Here is a 17,835-nt window from a genome sequence, read left to right on the forward strand (position 1 = left end):
CTGGTCAGTGCGCGGCCTGCGCGACGGTGGCGCGCGAGACCCGCTTGCGGAAGATCCAGTAGGTCCACGCCTGGTAGGCGAGCACGAGCGGGACGCAGACCAGCGCGACCCAGCTCATCACGGTCAGCGTGTACGTGCCGGACGAGGCGTTGGCGACGGTCAGGCTGTTCGCCGGGTCGTTCGTGGCGGGCATGACGTCCGGGAACACCGCGGTGAACATCGCGACGACGACCGCCGCGATCGTGACGGCCATCAGGGCGAAGGCACGTCCCTCCCGGCCGCGTGCGGCACAGAGGACCGCGACGACCAGGGCCACCGCGGCGATGACGGACAGCACGAGCGACGTCGGGGTGGAGCGCACGAGGGCCATCGTCACCAGGAACACGGCGGCGACCACGATCGTGACGACGCCGGCGCGCTTCGCCAGGCGCATCGCCCGCTCGCGCATCTCGCCCTCGGTCTTCAGCGCCACGAACACGACGCCGTGGGTGAAGAAGACCAGCAGGGTCGTCGCACCGGCGAGCAGCGCGAAGGGGTTGAGCAGGTCGAACAGCGTGCCGGTGTAGTTGTGGCCGGAGTCCATCGGGATCCCCCGGACGACGTTGCCGAACGCGACGCCCCAGAGGAACGACGGCACCGCGCTGCCGACCACGATCATCAGGTCGAACCGGCGCTTCCACGCCAGGTGCTTGTTCTGGTGCCGGTACTCGAAGGACACCCCGCGCAGGATCAGGGCGGCGAGGATGAACAGCAGCGCCAGGTAGAAGCCGGAGAACATCGTCGCGTACCACTCCGGGAACGCTGCGAACAGGCAGGCACCGGCGACGATCACCCAGGTCTCGTTGAGGTCCCAGACGGGGCCGATGGTGTTGATGAGGACCCGGCGGTCGGTGTCGTCCCTGCCGAGGAACGGCAGGGACATGCCGACGCCGAAGTCGAACCCGTCGAGCACGAAGTACCCGACGAAGAAGAGTCCGACGATCGCGAACCACAGAACGGGCAGGTCCATCTTCAGTACACCGTCACTTCGTGCTTGACCTCGCCGGTCTCCGCATCGACCTCGGCCGGGGCGGCCGGGCCCTCCTGGGCGACCTTCTTGATGAGTCGGAACTCGACCACCGCGAGGGATCCGTAGATGAGCGTGAACACGACGAGCGAGATGAGGACCTCGAGACCCGTCACGTTCGGGGAGACCCCGTCGGCCGTCTTGAGCAGGCCGAACACCAGCCAGGGCTGGCGGCCCATCTCGGTGAAGACCCAGCCGACGATCATCGCGGCCATCGGCAGCGGCACGGCCCAGATCGCGATGCGCCAGATCCAGCGCTGCTGCGGGAAGCGACCCTTGCGGGTGAGCCAGAGCCCGGCGAGCGAGACCATCACCGCACCCATCCCGAGCGCGATCATCCAGCGGAAGGACCAGTAGGTCACCCAGATGATCGGCTTGTAGTCGCCCGGGCCGTAGACCTGCGTGTACTGCGCCTGCAGGTCGTTGATGCCCTCGACCGTGCCGGAGAACGTGTGCGTCGACAGGAAGGACAGCAGGTAGGGCACCCGGATCGAGAAGAGCTCGGTGACGCCGTCGGGTGTGCCGAGCGTGAAGATCGAGAACGAGGCGTCCTTGCCGGTCGCGGTGTTGTAGAGCGCCTCGGCGGCGGCCATCTTCATCGGCTGCGTGTCGACCATCGTGAGGCCGAGCTGGTCACCGGTGAGGACCGTGAGTGCACCGGCCGCGACCATCGTCCACAGGCCGAACTTCAGCGCCGGCATCATGGTCTCGAGGTTCTGGTTGCGCGACAGGTGGTACGCGGCGACCGAGATGATGACGCCGGCGGCGACCATGAAGCACGCGAAGATCGTGTGCGGGAAGGCGGCCAGGGCGACCTTGTTGCCGAGGACGGCCCAGATGTCGGTGAGTTCGGCGCGCCCCTTGGCCTCGTTGATCGTGTAGCCGACCGGGTGCTGCATGAACGCGTTCGCGGCGATGATGAAGTACGCCGACATGATCGTGCCCGCGCTGACGCACCAGATGCTCGCCAGGTGCACCTTCTTCGGCAGGCGGTCCCAGCCGAAGATCCAGATGCCGATGAACGCCGCCTCGAAGAAGAACGCCAGGATGCCCTCGAGCGCGAGCGGGGCGCCGAAGACGTCACCGACGAAGCGCGAGTAGTCCGACCAGTTCATGCCGAACTGGAACTCCTGGACGATGCCGGTGACGACGCCCATCGCGAAGTTGATGAGGAAGATGCGTCCGAAGAACCGCGTGAGCTGCAGGTAGTGCGCGCGCCCGGTCCGGACCCAGGCGGTCTGGAACACCGCGACGACGACGGCCATGCCGATCGTCAGCGGGACGAAGAGGAAGTGGTAGATCGTCGTCAGACCGAACTGCCACCGCGACAGCAGGAGCGGGTCCAGGAGGTCGTTCATGCTTCGACGGTACTTGTCCAGGCGCCGATTCGACAAGTTGTAGAGGGGCCTCGTGCACGAACGTGCACAGGCTCTGCACGGCACAACCGTGCGGAACAAGTGTCACGCACGACCGCTCCCGGAACGACGACAGGCGTCGGGCTCGATGCCCGACGCCTGTCGTCGTGGACCCCGCAGAACGACGCGGGACCCGGGGTGTCCGTGCGACCTAGAGCAGACCCTCGTCGGTCAGGAAGTCCTTCGCGATCGTCGAGGCCTTCTCCTTGTCGACGGTGCTCTTCGTGTTCAGCTCGATGAGCGCGTCGGTCGTCAGGACCTTGCTCACCTTGTTGATGTCCGCCGCGGCCTTGTCGTCGACCTTGCTCGACACGACCGGGGTGACGTTCTGCGGCACGATCAGGTTCTTCGGGTCCTTGAGGACCACGAAGTCGTTGGCCTTGATGCTCGGGTCGGCGGTGTAGATGTCCGCGAGCTGCACGGTGCCGTCCTTCAGCGCCTTGACCGTCAGGGCTCCGCCGGAGTCCTCGATCGCCTTGGACTGGACGGTGACGCCGTAGACCGACTGCAGGCCCTTCGGACCGTACGGGCGGGTCTGGTTCTCGGAGTTCGCGCCGACGGTCAGCGTGCCCTTGACCTTCGACAGGTCGGCGAGGCTCGTCACGTCGTTCTCCTCGGAGAACTTCTTCGTGACGGTGTAGCTGTCCTGGTCGGTGGCCTCGGCGGCGTCCAGGGCACGGAGCCCCTTAGGCAGCGACTTCTCGAGCCCGGCCGTGATCTCGGACTCGGTCTTGGCGGTCGACTTCTTGTCGAAGTACTGCAGCAGGTTGCCGCCGTACTCGGGCATGACGTCGATCGCGCCCTTCTCGAGCTGCGGGAGGTAGACCTCGCGCTGCCCGATGTTGAAGTTGCGCTTCACCTGGAAGCCGTCCTTCTCGAGGACCTGGGCGTAGAGCTCGGCGATGATCTCGTTCGAGTAGTACTGCTGCGACCCGACGACGATGGTCTTCGAGTCGGAGGAGGTGCTGGAGCCGCTGTCGAGCGGGCTGCTGGAGGAGCAGCCGGCCAGGGCGGCGGCCACGCCGACGGCGACCGCGGCGGCGATGCCGGCGCGGAGCTTGGGTGCTGTGATCACGAGGGGGTTCCTTCCGGGATGGGTGTGTGGGGCCGCTCACGCGATCCCGAGCGACGCCGCGTCGGGCGTTCGGCGACGCCCGCGGGCACCACCGCCCGCTGGAGCACGGAGAAGACGATCTCGAACGCGATCGCGAGTGCGATCACGAGGATGGAAGCGCCGAGCATCATGGCGTAGTCCTGGGTCTTCAGCCCGAGGAACACGTACCCGCCGAGCCCGCCCGAGCCGACGTACGCGGCGAGGGTGGCGGTGGCGACGACCTGGAGCACGGCGGCACGGACACCACCGACGAGCAGCGGCAGGCCGAGCGGGATCTCGACCTTGGTCAGGATCTGCCACCCGGTCATGCCCTGCGCGCGGGCGGCGTCGACGGTCACCGGCTCGACGGACTCGATGCCGGCGTACGCACCGGCGAGCACCGACGGGATCGCCAGGACGACGAGCGCCAGCAGCGGAGCCTGCAGGTTGGCGCCGAGCAGGAGGCCCACCAGGGTGAGCACGCCGAGGGTCGGCAGGGCGCGGATGCCGCCGGACAGGGCGATCGCGAAGCCGCGGGCCTTGCCGGTGTGCCCGATGGCGTAGCCGATCGGGATGGCGATCACCGACGCGATCAGGACGGCGAGGAGCGAGATCCAGATGTGCTCCCACAGCCGCGCGGGCACGGCGTCGGGACCGGCGTAGTTGGCGGGGTCGAACACCCAGCCGAAGGCTTGTCCGATGATCATGACGTGACCTCCGCGTTCTGGAGCACACGGCGGGTCGCGCGCTTCGACGGCGCCGAGCGACGCGTCCACGGCATCACGATGCGGCCAAGCAGCACGAGCAGCCCGTCGATCGCGAAGGCCAGGACGAGGACCATCACGACACCCGCCAGGATCTCCTCCGGGATGTTCCGCCCGATGCCGTCCGTGAAGAGCGACCCGAGGCTCTGGATGCCGAGGACCGCGCCGACCGTGGTGAGCGAGATCGTCGACACCGAGACGACCCGGAGTCCGGCGAGCAGCACCGGTCCGGCGAGCGGCAGGTCGACGCGGAAGAAGCGCTGGGCGCCCGAGTACCCCATGGCGGTCGCGGCCGACGTGGTCTCGGCGTCGACCGACCCGAGACCGTCCACCGTGGAGCGGACCATGAGCGCGAGGCCGTAGAGCGTCAGGCCGATGACGACGTTGATCGGGTCCTGCAGTCCGGTGCCGATCAGGCCAGGCAGCGCGATGAACAGCGGCAGCGACGGGACGGCGTAGAGCAGCCCGGCGAACGTGACGATGCCGCCACCCACCCCGCTGCTGAAGCGGCGCGCGCCAGGCCGGCGGAGTCGGACGACGAGCCACCCGATCGGGATCGACAGCAGGAAGGCGACGATGATCGGCGGGATCGCGATCATCAGGTGTGCGACCGTGTCGTCCCCGATCGTGTCGAGGTTCGACAGCACCCACTTCACCGGGTGCTCCCACCCTGCGCCGCAGCACCCGGGACGCTGGGCGTCCCGGCCTCGGAGCGGACAGCGGCAGCGGCGTCGACGACGCCCACGGGACCGGTCAGGACGCCTGCGGCGCGACCGTCACCGTCCACGACGACCGGACCGGTCGGGGTCTGCTCGACGCGGAGGGACCGACGGCCCCGCCCGACGCCGATGAAGTTCGCGACGAAGTCGTCCGCCGGTGCGGACAGGATCTCCGCCGGGGTCCCCTGCTGGGCGATCTCGCCGCCCTTCTTGAGGATGACGACCTGGTCGCCGAGCTTGAAGGCCTCGTCGATGTCGTGCGTCACGAAGACGACGGTCTTGCCGAGCTCGCGCTGCAGCCGGATCAGCTCGTCCTGCAGGTCGTTGCGGACGAGCGGGTCGACGGCACCGAACGGCTCGTCCATGAGCAGCACGTTCGGGTCGACGGCCAGGCCGCGGGCGACGCCGACGCGCTGCTGCTGTCCGCCGGAGAGCTGCGAGGGGTACCGGTCGGCGAGCGACCGGTCGAGGCCGACGGTGTCCATCAACTCGAGGGCACGCTTCCGCGCGTCGGCCTTCGAGACACCGGTGAGCAGCGGCACGGTCGCGATGTTGTCGGCGACCTTGCGGTGCGGCAGCAGCCCGGCGTTCTGCATCACGTAGCCGATCCGACGGCGCAGCTGCACCGGGTCGACACCCGCGATGTCCTCGCCGTCGATCTGGACGGAGCCCGAGGTCGGGTCGATCATCCTGTTGATCATCCGGAGGAGCGTGGTCTTGCCACAACCGCTCGAACCGACGAACACCGTCGTGCTCCGCGAGGGGATCACGAGGTCGAACGACTCGACGGCGTTCGTGCCGTCCGGGTAGGTCTTGCGCACCGAGCGGAACTCGATCATGGGTGCCCTTCTTGGTGGAGGTAGCCCGACTCCGGACGACAGTACAGGCCGGAGCGCGTGGTGGTTCCGTCGCGGCGGTGCATGACGCCATGCGGACAGCGACGACGGGTCCGCGCAGTCCGGACAGGAACGCCCGCCCCTCTGCGGTCAGAGGGACGGGCGCCCGAGGTGGGTCGACGGTCAGGAGGCCCCGATCACCGACTCCAGGTACGGCCGGCTCATCGCGCGGTACGCAGCGATCAGCTCGGTGTCGGGGTGGTCGCGGTCGACGTGGGCCCGGGCGAGGACCGCGTGCGCGGACTCCGCCAGCACGACCCAGGCGCGGCTGATCGCCTCGGTCTGCGGCAGGTCGAATCGCTCGCGCATCACGGTGCCGACGGCCCCGCCGAGCGCGGCGAGCCGGTCGGCGTCCTCGTCACCGGACGTGGTGTCGATGTCGGCGAAGCGGATCGCGCGGAAGCCGGGCTCCGTCCGGTACATCTCGGCGGTCATGTCGACGAGCGCGTCGCAGCCCTCCTGCCAGGTCGTGGCACCGGAGGCGTCGAGCGTCTCGACGAATCGGGCGGCGAGGCGCTGGGTGCAGCGGATCGCCAGGGCCTCGACCACGGCGATGCGGTCCGGGAAGTACCGGTAGACCGTCCCGATGGACGCGCCGGCACGCTCGGCGACCATGGCGGTCGTGAGCCGCTCGAAGCCGATCTCGTCGATGACCGCCGCCGCGGCGTCGAGCAGACCCGCGAGGCGCGCCGAGCTGCGGGCCTGGACCGGCTCGTTCCTGAGCAGTGACGATCCCCCCGGCAGTGCGTTCGAAACCTCGGTGACGAGCACGTGAACTCCTTCTCGCGGTGACCGCGGGCTGACTGGCTGAGACCGCAACTCTCGCAGACACCGGCTTGGTCTTGGCTGCGATTCCCGGGGTGTCGGGTGCACGACCCCGTCCCGGGACCACCCCACATGGGATGATGGTGCGATGCCCGAGTCGACGCCTCCGGACCCTGCTGCGCCCCGGGACACCACCCCGGCGCCCGAGGGCAGCACCGCTCCCGGTCCCGACGCCCGGTCCGTGGAACGCGAGCACGACCGACGCGAACAGACCCCGTGGGGCATCCAGCAGTGGGAGACCGCGATCCCCGAGCCGATCCTGCACCGTGCCGCCCGCATCGAGGACGCCGTGCAGGAGTACCGCGAGCAGCACGCCCGGAAGCGCGGCCAGGTGCCGACGGTGATCCCGTACACGGGCTACGGCGCGCCGGGGTGGGTCCGGGTGCTCTGCCGGGTGCTCCTCACCCGCCGCGGCCTGGCCTCCGACGTCTCGTACGCGGGCGTCCGCGGCTGGCGCAGCTTCACGAGCGTGGCCGTCGACCACGCCGAGGTCACGATCACCGCCGGTGGCAGCACGCACACCGTCCAGAGCGACCGTGGTGGTGTGGTCGACGCCATCGTCCCGATCGACCTCGAGCCCGGCTGGCAGACGATCCGCCTGTCCGCCGGTGGCATGCGCGACGTCGACGCCGACGTCTTCGTGGTGCACCCGGACACCCGCTTCGGCCTGCTGTCGGACATCGACGACACCGTGATGGTGACGAGCCTGCCCCGCCCGATGCTGGCGGCGTGGAACTCGTTCGTCCTCACCGAGCACGCCCGCCGCCCGGTCCCGGGGATGTCGGTCCTCTACGAACGGATCCTCGCGCAGCACCCGGGCGCACCGACCGTGTACCTGTCCACCGGCGCCTGGAACGTGGCACCGACGCTGCAGCGCTTCCTGACGCGGAACATGTACCCGTCCGGCACCCTGCTGCTCACCGACTGGGGCCCCACCCACGACCGGCTCTTCCGGAGCGGACAGCAGCACAAGCAGGACAACCTGCGGCGCCTCGCCCGGGACTTCCCGGACATCCAGTGGCTGCTCGTCGGCGACGACGGACAGCACGACGAGCACCTCTACGGCGAGTTCGCGCGGGAGCACCCGGACAACGTCGCCGCAGTCGCGATCCGGCAGTTGTCCACCAGTGAGGCCGTCCTCGCCGGCGGTCGGTCGCGGGCCCAGGAGCGCACGCGGGACTCGACCGTGCCGTGGGTCTACGCGCCGGACGGCGCCGCGCTCTGGACCGAGCTCGGTCGCGTCGGCATCGCCGAACTCGGCTGAACGACGGTCCGTGTCGCGGCCGAAGTCCTGCCGGGAGTGATCTGAACGCACCTTCAGCGCAGGTGCGCCGCGGCCTCCGGGTGGTTCGATCAGGCCATGGCTCAGCGCATCGAGGACCACGCCCTCATCGGGGACTGTCACACCGCCGCACTCGTCACCCGGGACGGTGACGTCGACTGGGCGTGCCTGCCCCGGTTCGACAGCGCATCGACGTTCGCCGCACTGCTCGGCGACGAACACGACGGGCAGTGGTCGCTCCGCCCCGCCGACCCCGCCGCCACCCCGGTCCGCCGGCACGACGGCGACTCCCTGGTCCTCTCGACGGTGTGGACCACCCAGACCGGCGTCGTCGAGGTCACCGACTTCATGCCGGTGGACGCGCACCGAGCCGCGATCGTCCGACGGGTCCGCGGGCTCACCGGCACGGTCGAGATGCGGCAGGTCCTCCGTATCCGGTTCGGCTACGGCACCGTGCTGCCGTGGATCCGCCAGGTCGGGAACGACGACGACCCGGTCCTCGTCGCGACCGCCGGCCCGGACGCCGTCGTCGTCCGGGGGCCGCGCTTCCGGGCCGACGACCACCGCCACACCGCCACCACCACGATCGCCGACGGCGACGTCCTCGACACCGTCCTCACCTGGTACCCCTCGCACCGCGAGCCCCCGGAGCCGTTCGACGTCGACGCGGCCCTGCACCACACCCGCGACTGGTGGCACGACTGGACCTCCCGCACCCGCGCCGAGGGGAAGTACGCCCCCGCCGTCCGCAGCTCGCTGATGTACCTGCGCGCGATGACCCACGCCGAGACCGGCGGCGTCGTGGCGGCCGCGACCACGAGCCTCCCGGAGGACCCCGGCGGCGAACGCAACTGGGACTACCGCTTCGTGTGGCTGCGCGACGCGTCGATGGCGCTCGCGTCCCTCATCGCACACGGGTACCGCGACGAGGCCTCGCACTGGCGGGCGTGGCTGCTCCGCGCGATCGCCGGCGACCCGGACGACGTGCAGATCATGTACGGCATCGCCGGCGAACGGGAACTGCCGGAGCGCACGCTCGACCACCTGACCGGCTACGCGGACTCGAAGCCCGTCCGCGTCGGCAACGGCGCGTACACGCAGTACCAGGGCGACGTGTTCGGCGAGGTGCTCGCGGCCCTGCACGACGCCCGCGAACTGGGTGTCGAGGAGAGCGGTGCCTCGTGGTCGCTGCAGCGCGCGCTCCTCAGCCACGTCGAGGCGCACTGGCAGGAGCCCGACAACGGCATCTGGGAGATGCGCGGCCCGCGACGGCACTTCACCCACTCGCGCGCGATGATCTGGGCGGCGTTCGACCGCGGGGTCGCGGCCTGCGAGGAGTTCGGGCTCGAGGGGCCCGTCGAACGCTGGCGCACCCTCCGCGACCAGGTCCGCGCCGAGATCGAGGAACACGCCTGGAACGCCGAGCGCGGCGCCTACCGCCAGCACTACGACACCGACGAGGTGGACGCGAGCCTGCTCGTCCTCCCCCAGATCGGCTACTGCGCGCCCGACGACCCGCGGATGCTCGGGACCGTCGCAGCCATCGAAGAGGACCTGCGCGTCGGCGACGACGGACTGCTGCTCCGCTACCGGACGTCCTCCGGCTTCGACGGGCTCAGCGGTGCGGAACACCCGTTCCTGGCCTGCTCGTTCTGGCTCGTCGAGCAGTACGCCGGTTCCGGTCGGGTGGCGGACGCCGAACGGCTCATGGACGTGCTCGTCGGCTTCGCGAACGACGTCGGCATGCTCTCCGAGGAGATCGACGTCGCGACCGGCCACCACATCGGCAACACCCCGCAGGCCCTCTCGCACCTGACACTCGTCGCCGCGGCCGATGCCATCGCGCGGGCCAAGGGCACCGTCGCAGGACACCGGACCCGCTCCGCTCAGCGCGGCGGTGGGACGTGGAGCGTCAGCGGCGCCGGCGAGCGGGCCGGACGGCCCGCCTGACGCAGCCGCGGTCCGGCGCGGGGTGCGCCACGACGGACGGGAGGCCCGGTACCAGCTGGTACCGGGCCTCCCGTCGTGCGGTGGTCGCGTCGGTCAGGACGAGCTGACCCACTCGGCCGGGCCGCGCGAACCCGCGCGGTACTCCTCGAGCGGGACCTCGCCGGACTTCCAGGCGTTCACGACCGGCTCGACGATCTCCCAGCAGCGCTCCGCGACGTCGCCACGGATGGAGAGCAGCGGGTCGTCGTGGAAGATGCCGTTGAGGACCTCGCCGTAGGGGGTCAGCTCGCCGTCGTCGAACGAGGACGACAGGGTGACCTGGCCCATCTCGAACGGGTTGCCGCCGCCGTTGGCCGAGACCGACAGCTCGATCTCGTCCGGGTTCAGGACGATGCGCAGCGTGTCCGCCTTCGGGCGACCGGACAGGCCGGAGGGCAGGCGCGTCACGGGCTTGAAGGTGATGAGGACCTCCTTGCGGCTGGCGCCGAGCGCCTTGCCGGAGCGGAGCGTGAAGGGGACCCCGGCCCAGCGGGCGGTGTCCACCTCGACCTCGATCTCGGCCAGCGTCTCGGTCTCGCGCGACGGGTCGACCCCGTCCTCCTGCTGGTAGGACGGCAGGTCCTTGCCGTCGATCGTGCCGGCCGTGTAGACCGCACGGCGCGAGGCGATGGTCGCGTCGTCGCCCTTGATGCGGGTCGAGCGGAGGACGCGGGCCAGGGAGGAACGGAACTCGACGGAGTCGATCGCTGCCGGGGCGTCCATCGTGACGAGCGCCAGGATCTGGAGCAGGTGCGACTGGATCATGTCGACCAGGGCGCCGGCCTCGTCGTAGTACTGCGCACGGTTCTCGAGGCCCAGGGTCTCGTCGTAGAAGACGTCGACCTTCTCGATGTTGTCCGCGTTCCAGATCGGCTCGAACATGCGGTTCGCGAAGCGGAGACCGATGATGTTGAGGACCGTGGTACGACCGAGGAAGTGGTCGGTGCGGTGCACGCGCTCCTCGGGGACGAGCTCGAGGACGGTCTTGTTGAGCGCCTCGGCACTCGCGACGTCGGTGCCGAAGGGCTTCTCGAACGCCAGCGTGGTGCCCTCGGGGAGCTCGACGTGCTGTAGCGCCTCGCAGATGTCGGACGCGATCTGCGGGGGCAGCGCGAAGTACAGGATCGGCTCGGCCTCGGCGGCGTCGAGCAGGGCCTTCAGGTGCTCCGGGTCGGTCGGGTCGCCCTGGATGAACTTCGTCGACTCGATCGTCGCGTCCACCTCGGGGCCGACGACGTCCTGCGACGCGAACGACTTCGTGACGACGTCCTTCCACTGCTCCTCGCTGCGGGCGCTGCGGCCCGTGCCGATGAGCTGGACCGGGACGGAGCGGCCGCTCTGCAGGAAGGTACCGAGACCCGGCAGGAGGAGGCGTGAGGCGAGGTCGCCGGTCGCGCCGAAGATGATGAGCGTGCGCTTGTCAGTCACCGGAGGTGACTCCTTTCGCTTGTGGACGGTCCGCAGGACCTGCGGCCGCGGTCGTGCGGTCCTCAGGAGCCAAGGCCCATCGTGCCCGGGAGATTCCCGGACCGTTCGAGATGGTGTTCGGTGCGTGCGCCCGGTGGCGGCGACCCGCCTGCCCCGGACGCAGTTCGGGCGGCACCGAGATGGTGCCGCCCGAAGCGTGTGTGGCGTGGGTCAGTGCCCGAAGTTGCCGCGGTAGTACTCGTAGACCCAGCCCACGAGCGTGATCGCGACGAGCACGAGGCCGATCGGCACGATCCAGAGGCCGGCTGCGACCCCGAGGAACACGAGCGCGATCGCCGCGGCGAGGAACAGCGGCCACCAGGACCACGGGCTGAAGTGCCCGAGTTCGGCGTCGCCGTCCTCGATGTTGGCGTCCTGGCGGTCCTCCGGCAGCACCCCGCCCTGCGCCGACATGACGCGGCCCAGGTAGAAGGCGATGAACGCGGACATGATTCCGGTCAGACCGATCGAGAGGGTGCCGACCCACTCGACCTCGCCGTAGTAGATCATCGACCAGATCGTGTAGGCGGCGTCCGCGACCACGAAGAAGACGAACAGGATCCAGAACAGATTGGTGTTGGCGCGCATGGCGTCTACTTCACCTCGCCCTTCGCGGCGTCGTAGGTCGGAGCGTCAGGTGCGTCCTTCGCCGGGCCCACACCGACCGGCACGCCGGCCTCGGGGTGGTTCAGGTCGAACGCCGGGGACTCGGAACGGATCCGCGGGATCGAGGTGAAGTTGTGGCGCGGCGGCGGGCAGGAGGTCGCCCACTCGAGCGAGCGGCCGTAACCCCACGGGTCGTTGACGGCCACCTTCGGAGCGTTCCGCGCGGTGACGTAGACGTTGAAGATGAACGGCAGGAACGAGATGCCGAGGATCATCGAGCCGATCGTCGACACCTGGTTCATCCAGGTGAAGCCGTCGTTCGGCAGGTAGGTCGCGTACCGACGGGGCATGCCGACGACGCCCAGCCAGTGCTGGATGAGGAACGTCGTGTGGAAGCCCACGAACAGCAGCCAGAAGTGGATCTTGCCGAGACGCTCGTTGAGCATCTTGCCGGTGAACTTCGGCCACCAGAAGTAGAAGCCGGAGAACATCGCGAAGACGACGGTGCCGAAGACCACGTAGTGGAAGTGCGCCACGACGAAGTACGTGTCGGACACGTGGAAGTCGAGCGGCGGCGACGCCAGGATCACGCCGGTGAGACCACCGAAGGTGAAGGTCACGAGGAAGCCGATGGCCCAGAGGATCGGGGTCTCGAACGTGACCGAGCCGCGCCACATGGTGCCGACCCAGTTGAAGATCTTCACGCCGGTCGGGACCGCGATGAGCATCGTCATCAGCGAGAACCAGGGCAGCAGGACGCCACCGGTCACGTACATGTGGTGCGCCCACACCGTGACCGAGAGGGCCGCGATGGTGATGGTCGCGTAGACGAGGGTCTTGTACCCGAAGATCGGCTTGCGGCTGAAGACCGGGAAGACCTCGGAGACGATGCCGAAGAACGGCAGCGCGATGATGTAGACCTCGGGGTGCCCGAAGAACCAGAAGAGGTGCTGCCAGAGCAGGGCCCCGCCGTTGGCCGGGTTGAAGATCTGGGCGTCGAACACCCGGTCGAGACCGAGGCCGAACAGTGCGGCTGCGAGGACCGGGAAGGCCATCAGCACGAGGAGGCTCGTGACGAGCACGTTCCACGTGAAGATCGACATGCGGAACATCGTCATGCCCGGGGCACGCATCGTGATGATCGTGGTGATGAAGTTGACCGCACCGAGGATCGTCGAGAAGCCGGTCATGCCGAGCCCGAAGACCCACAACGTCCCGCCGAGCCCTGGTGTGAACGTCGTGTCACTCAGTGGCGCGTAGGCGAACCACCCGAACGAGGCCGCACCCTGCGGGGTGAGGAAGCCACCGACGGCGATCGCGCTGCCGAAGAAGTACATCCAGAAGGCCAGGCCGTTCAGACGCGGGAACGCGACGTCCGGTGCACCGATCTGCAGCGGCATGATCGCGTTCGCGAAGCCCGAGAACAGCGGCGTCGCGAACATCAGCAGCATGATCGTGCCGTGCATCGTGAAGAGCTGGTTGTACTGCTCCTTGGTCGCGACGACCTGCAGGCCCGGCTCGAACAGCTGCGCGCGGATGACGAGCGCCATGATGCCGGCGAGCAGGAAGTAGAGGAACGAGGTGATCAGGTACATGTACCCGATCGTCTTGTGGTCGGTGGAGGTGGCCCACCGAACGATGATGTTGCCCTTGCGACCGACCCGCGACGCCTGGAAGTCCGGCGTCGAAGGCCTGGTGGTCGCCTGGCCGACGAATGACGTTGTCATTGAGACGCGCCCTTACTTCTTCTCGCTGGACGCCTCGGCAGGCGCCTCGTTGTTCGGCTGGTTCGTGTTGGTGTCGTACTCGTTGCCGAGCAGACCGACCTTGCCCTGGTCCTTGAGGGACGCGAGGTAGTCGTCGTACTTCGCCTGCGACACGACCTTCACCTGGAAGAGCATGAGGGAGTGGTACTCACCGCAGAGCTCGGCGCACTTGCCCTGGAAGGTGCCTTCCTTCTCCGGGATGAAGTACTCGTAGTTCGTCCGGCCCGGGAGCATGTCCTTCTTGTAGAGGAAGTCGATGACCCAGAACGAGTGGTTGACGTCGCGAGAGCTGAGCTCGATCTCGACCTTCTTGCCCACCGGCAGGTACAGCGTCGGGAGCAGCGACTCGTCGACAGCACCGCCGCCGTTCTCTTCTTCCTGGGCCTGGATGCCCTGGTAGTAGACGCTTTCCTTCGGGTTGGCCTTGTCGATGTAGTTGAAGTCCCAGCCCCAGCGCTTGCCGTAGACGTGCACGGTGGCATCGGGCTGCGCGAACGGCTTCTCGATCGCGGCCTGGTCCTTCGCGGTGAAGGCGAAGAAGCCGAGGACGAGGATCAGCGGCACGATCGTGTAGAAGATCTCGAGCGGCATGTTGTACCGCATCTGCACGGGCAGGCCGGTCTGGCCCTTCCGGCGGCGGTAGACGATCGCGGCCCAGATGATCAGGCCCCAGACGATCAGACCCACGGCGAGCAGCACGATCCAGCTCGTCGTCCACAGACCGACGATGCGGCTGGTGTGGTTGGTGACGTCCTTCGTCTGCTCCGTGCCGGGGAGCCATCCGTTCAGCTGCTGCTGCGAGCAGCCAGCCAGTGCGATGACCAGACCGACGGCCACCGGCACGGCCGCCCAACGTATACGGCGATTCGAACGCACTGTTACCTCTCGGAAAGACGTGGCCCGGGAACCGGTCGTCGTGCGACCGGCGCCGACGGTGACCCCGTCGACGAGCACCGAGGTCAGCCACAGGGCTGACGCGTGGGTGACTCCCAGCTTGGTTGGAACACTCCTAGCCTACTCGCAGCCATCGACACCGAGCGCACAACCGACACGCGTTGTGGACGGAAACGGCACGCTCAGCAGCGGTTTTCCCTGGTCATCTGCGTCCTCGAGGATGTCCACGACGATCTGCGTCGGGATCGGGACGCGGGAACGCGAACGGGGAGTGACCAGTCGGTCACTCCCCGTTCGCGTGTCGCCGCTCCCCCGCGTCTGCGGAGGTGCGGCGGGCGGTCCGTCGGGCGCTCAGTGGAAGCTGTCGCCACACGCGCAGGAGCCCTGCGCATTCGGGTTGTCGATCGTGAAGCCCTGCTTCTGGATCGTGTCCTCGAAGTCGATCGTGGCACCGTCGAGGTACGGGACGCTCATCTTGTCGACGACCACCTCGACCCCGTCGAACTCGGCCGTGGCGTCACCGTCGAGCAGACGCTCGTCGAAGTAGAGCTGGTAGATGAGCCCCGAGCAGCCACCGGGCTGGACGGCCAGGCGGAGACGCAGGTCGTCGCGCCCTTCCTGCTCGAGCAGGCTGGCGACCTTCGCCGAGGCCGCGTCGCTCAGCAGCACGCCGTGCGACTTGGCTTCGGTCGCTGCTTCGGTCGTGATGGTGTCGCTCATCGACGTCTCCCTTGCTGGCGGTGTCGTTCACCGGCCGTCGCGTCGATTCTAAGCACGTGCACCGACCAACGGGGTCCGGACCCAGCACCTGTGGAGGACGGGCCGCCGAGGACGACCGTCACGCCCGGCCCTGCAGACGTGCCAGGAGGATCGCCTCCGAGACGATCGCGCGGTGCAGCACGCCGAGGTGCTGCGACTCGTTCGGGCTGTGCGCTCGCGTGTCGGGGTCCTCGACGCCGGTGACCAGGATCTGGGCCTCCGGGAACTCGGCGGCCAGGTCGGACACGAACGGGATCGACCCGCCGATGCCCTGCTCCACGGGGTCCGCGCCCCAGCCCTCGGACATCGCGGTGCGTGCCTCCTGGACGGCCCACCCGGTCGCGTCGACCAGGAAGCCGTCGCCGGCGTCGACCTCGGTGATCTCCATCCGGGCACCGAAGGGGACGTGCTGCCGCAGGTGCGCCTCCACCGCGGCGAAGGCCTCGGTCGCTGCCTGGCCCGGGGCGACCCGGACCGAGACGCGGGCCGACACCGTCGGGATCAGCGTGTTCGAGGCGTTCGCGACGCTCGGGACGTCGAGGCCGGTGACGGTCACCGACGGCTGGAACCACATCCGCGACAGCACCGGGCCGGTGCCGACCGGTCGTGCACCCTCGACCAGGGCGGCCTCGGTCGCGAAGTCCGCCTCGGACCGCTCGGGCACCGGCGCGTCGTGCGCCGTCAGCCCGGCGACGGCGACCGCGCCGTCGTCGTCGTGCAGCGAGGCCAGGAGGCGCACCATCGGCATCATCGCGTCGGGGGCGGCGCCGCCGTACATGCCGCTGTGGCTGGCGTGCTCGAGCGTCGTCACCGTGAGCTTGAACGTGGTGTTGCCGCGGAGTGAGACGGTGATGGCCGGCACCTCGGTCGACCAGTTGTCGCTGTCGGCCACCACGATGACGTCGGCGGCCAGGTGCGCACGCTGCTCGCGGAGGAAGGTCCGGAACGAACGGGAGCCGAACTCCTCCTCCCCCTCGATGAACAGCACGATGCCGATGTCCAGGTCGTCGCCGAACTGCGCGTGCACGGCCCGGAGTGCGGCGACGTGGGTCATCACGCCGGCCTTGTCGTCCGAGGCCCCGCGCCCGTACAGCCGGTCGCCGCGGAGGGTCGGCTCGAACGGCGGGGTCTCCCACAGCGCGTCGTCGCCCTGCGGCTGGACGTCGTGGTGGGCGTAGAGCATCACGGTCGGCTTGCCGTTCCGCGCCGGCCGCACCGCCAGGACCGCGGGCTGCCCGAGCTCGACGGTCTCCTCCCCCGGCGCCACCGTGTCGGCGTCGGCGGGCGTGTCGCCCTCGACCGCGGACCGCAGGATCCGGACCTCGTCGAACACCTCGGTCGAGCGCACCAGCTCGGCCACGGCCTCCGCGTTCCGACGCACGTGCGCCGGGTCGAAGGCCGACCAGGACACCGACGGGATGCGCACGAGCGCGGACAGGTCGGCGATCGTGGCGGGCAGCGCGCCGTGCACGTGCTCGCGCAGCGCCGCCAGCAGGGCGGGGTCGGTCGCGGGCGCGTGGGGCCCCGCTGCGGAGGTGTGCTTCTCGGTGTCGGTCATGGCCGGTAATCTAGAGGACGACCAGCACGCAGAGCGCCGTTAGGAACGACCGTGGCGAAGGCAACCCCCAAGACCAACGTGACCGTGAACCCGGCCGACGACGAGCTCGTCGCGCACGGCAAGGGTCGCCCCACGCCGTCGCGCCGTGAACGTGAAGCCGCCAACAAGCGTCCGATCGTCGGCAGCACCCCGGCGGACAAGAAGGCCGCGCGGACCCGCCTGAACAGCGACCGCGAGCGTGCCCGGGTCGGCATGGCGAACGGCGAAGAACGCTACCTGCCGGCGAAGGACCGCGGCGAGCAGCGTCGTTTCATCCGCAACACGATCGATGCCCGCTGGAACGTGGGAGAGGTCATGATGCCGGTGCTCATCCTCTTCCTGCTCGTCGGCTTCCTCGCCGCGCAGACCGCTGCTGCCTCGTACTCCCTGCTGTTCGTCTGGGCGTTCGTGCTGCTGTTCGTCCTCGACTGCGCGGTGCTCTGGTTCATGCTGCGCCGCAAGTTCGCCGCCGCGGGCCAGGATTTCCAGCGCGGGAACTTCCTCTACATCCTCACCCGTGCGTGGCAGCTGCGGTTCCTCCGCCTGCCGAAGCCGCAGGTCAAGCGCGGGCAGCACCCGACCCTCTGACCGAACTCCGCTCGAGCACTGCAGCGCCGTCGACCTCCGGGTCGGCGGCGCTGTTGCACGTGGCACTGTCGCGTGCGTCGCTGTCGCCTGTGGCGCGTCGTGCGGTGGC

Annotated in this window: 15 protein-coding genes and 1 pseudogene; 3 read left to right on the forward strand and 13 right to left on the reverse strand. The window is 69.1% G+C overall.

The window, feature by feature from the left end; genetic code table 11:
• Nucleotides 1-4: 4 nt before the first annotated feature.
• From cydB to JOD51_RS17375, 7 genes are all read right to left on the reverse strand, one after another.
• Nucleotides 5-1,009, reverse strand: coding sequence for a cytochrome d ubiquinol oxidase subunit II (gene cydB, locus JOD51_RS10100; RefSeq protein WP_204608139.1), 1,005 nt, complete (start codon nt 1,007-1,009; stop codon nt 5-7).
• Between the two features lie 2 nt (nt 1,010-1,011).
• On the reverse strand, nt 1,012-2,424 hold the full coding sequence (locus JOD51_RS10105; protein ID WP_204608140.1) for a cytochrome ubiquinol oxidase subunit I: 1,413 nt from the start codon (nt 2,422-2,424) through the stop codon (nt 1,012-1,014).
• Between the two features lie 208 nt (nt 2,425-2,632).
• Nucleotides 2,633-3,556, reverse strand: coding sequence for an ABC transporter substrate-binding protein (locus tag JOD51_RS10110; protein ID WP_204608141.1), 924 nt, complete (start codon nt 3,554-3,556; stop codon nt 2,633-2,635).
• Nucleotides 3,553-4,281: an ABC transporter permease gene (locus JOD51_RS10115; RefSeq protein ID WP_204608142.1), complete on the reverse strand. Its 729-nt coding sequence runs from the start codon at nt 4,279-4,281 to the stop codon at nt 3,553-3,555. Before JOD51_RS10115 ends, JOD51_RS10110 begins: the two co-directional genes overlap by 4 nt.
• On the reverse strand, nt 4,278-4,994 hold the full coding sequence (locus tag JOD51_RS10120) for an ABC transporter permease (RefSeq protein WP_204608143.1): 717 nt from the start codon (nt 4,992-4,994) through the stop codon (nt 4,278-4,280). The genes JOD51_RS10115 and JOD51_RS10120 overlap by 4 nt, the downstream gene beginning before the upstream one ends.
• Nucleotides 4,991-5,896, reverse strand: coding sequence for an ABC transporter ATP-binding protein (locus tag JOD51_RS10125; protein WP_204608144.1), 906 nt, complete (start codon nt 5,894-5,896; stop codon nt 4,991-4,993). Before JOD51_RS10125 ends, JOD51_RS10120 begins: the two co-directional genes overlap by 4 nt.
• A 180-nt stretch (nt 5,897-6,076) precedes the next feature.
• Entirely contained in the window at nt 6,077-6,724 is a 648-nt protein-coding gene (locus JOD51_RS17375; protein WP_204608145.1) for a TetR/AcrR family transcriptional regulator, read from the reverse strand.
• A gap of 142 nt (nt 6,725-6,866) precedes the next feature.
• Between JOD51_RS17375 and JOD51_RS10135 the strand changes: the two genes are divergently transcribed.
• Together JOD51_RS10135 and JOD51_RS10140 are read left to right on the forward strand one after the other, a co-directional pair.
• Nucleotides 6,867-8,042: an App1 family protein phosphatidate phosphatase gene (locus tag JOD51_RS10135; protein WP_204608146.1), complete on the forward strand. Its 1,176-nt coding sequence runs from the start codon at nt 6,867-6,869 to the stop codon at nt 8,040-8,042.
• Nucleotides 8,043-8,135: 93 nt separating this feature from the next.
• Nucleotides 8,136-10,010: pseudogene (locus tag JOD51_RS10140) on the forward strand (glycoside hydrolase family 15 protein); the annotation flags it as partial.
• 93 nt (nt 10,011-10,103) lie between these two features.
• Here JOD51_RS10140 and JOD51_RS10145 read toward each other — a convergent pair.
• The 6 genes from JOD51_RS10145 to JOD51_RS10170 form a co-directional block, all read right to left on the reverse strand.
• Complete coding sequence (locus JOD51_RS10145) at nt 10,104-11,477, reverse strand: glucose-6-phosphate dehydrogenase (RefSeq protein WP_204608148.1); 1,374 nt, start codon at nt 11,475-11,477, stop codon at nt 10,104-10,106.
• Between the two features lie 210 nt (nt 11,478-11,687).
• Nucleotides 11,688-12,104, reverse strand: a complete 417-nt coding sequence (locus JOD51_RS10150) for a cytochrome c oxidase subunit 4 (protein ID WP_204608149.1) — start codon at nt 12,102-12,104, stop codon at nt 11,688-11,690.
• A gap of 5 nt (nt 12,105-12,109) precedes the next feature.
• Nucleotides 12,110-13,849: an aa3-type cytochrome oxidase subunit I gene (gene ctaD, locus JOD51_RS10155; protein ID WP_181432887.1), complete on the reverse strand. Its 1,740-nt coding sequence runs from the start codon at nt 13,847-13,849 to the stop codon at nt 12,110-12,112.
• Between the two features lie 12 nt (nt 13,850-13,861).
• A complete protein-coding gene (ctaC, locus tag JOD51_RS10160; protein WP_204608150.1) occupies nt 13,862-14,764 on the reverse strand; it encodes an aa3-type cytochrome oxidase subunit II in 903 nt (300 codons plus the stop codon).
• Between the two features lie 369 nt (nt 14,765-15,133).
• Complete coding sequence (locus JOD51_RS10165) at nt 15,134-15,502, reverse strand: HesB/IscA family protein (RefSeq protein WP_204608151.1); 369 nt, start codon at nt 15,500-15,502, stop codon at nt 15,134-15,136.
• Between the two features lie 118 nt (nt 15,503-15,620).
• Complete coding sequence (locus JOD51_RS10170; RefSeq protein ID WP_204608152.1) at nt 15,621-17,099, reverse strand: dipeptidase; 1,479 nt, start codon at nt 17,097-17,099, stop codon at nt 15,621-15,623.
• 51 nt (nt 17,100-17,150) lie between these two features.
• On the opposite strand from JOD51_RS10170, the gene JOD51_RS10175 reads away from it, so the two are divergent.
• Nucleotides 17,151-17,726 carry a DUF3043 domain-containing protein gene (locus tag JOD51_RS10175; RefSeq protein WP_204608153.1) on the forward strand — a complete coding sequence of 192 codons (576 nt, stop codon included), beginning with the start codon at nt 17,151-17,153 and terminating at the stop codon, nt 17,724-17,726.
• The last annotated feature ends 109 nt before the right edge of the window (nt 17,727-17,835 follow it).

This window comes from Curtobacterium herbarum, from assembly GCF_016907335.1.
Classification (GTDB): Bacteria; Actinomycetota; Actinomycetes; order Actinomycetales; family Microbacteriaceae; genus Curtobacterium; species Curtobacterium herbarum.